General features: G+C 79.0%; 1 protein-coding gene. It reads right to left on the reverse strand.

Translation table 11 applies throughout. The annotated features are described in order from the left end of the window. Positions 1–386 (reverse strand): AEC family transporter (locus tag GVN67_RS29410; protein WP_200845471.1); only part of this gene is annotated, 386 nt, incomplete at its 3' end. Positions 387–405: the final 19 nt, after the last annotated feature.

Genomic DNA, 405 nt, shown 5'->3' on the forward strand with positions numbered 1-405 from the left:
GTGCGCGCGATGCGCCCCGTGTGCGCGCCGAAGCGCTCCGCCAGCAGCGAGACGTTGCTCGCGGCCGGCAGCGCCGCCGCCAGCACCAGCGCGGTGTGCGCGGGTGCCGCCAGCGGCAGGCCCGCCGCGATCGCGCCATGGCCGGCCCCCCAAACGAGCAGCGGGTGCGCCACCAGCTTGGCGAGCGCCGCGCCCAGGCCGTCGCGCGGGCGCAGCGCCTCGTGCGGATGCGCCGACATGCCGGCCCGCGCCAGCACCGCGCCGATCGCGAAGAGCGCCACGGGCGCGGCAGCGTCGGCCAGCAGGCCGACGGTGCGGCCCAGCGGCCCGGGAAGGACGAAGTGCAGGCCCGACGCCAGCGCGCCCAGCGCGATCGACCAGGGCATGGGGCTGTCGCGGCTGGAT

The sequence above is a fragment of the Roseomonas sp. 18066 genome (genome assembly GCF_902706185.1).
Classification (GTDB): Bacteria; Pseudomonadota; Alphaproteobacteria; order Acetobacterales; family Acetobacteraceae; genus Pseudoroseomonas.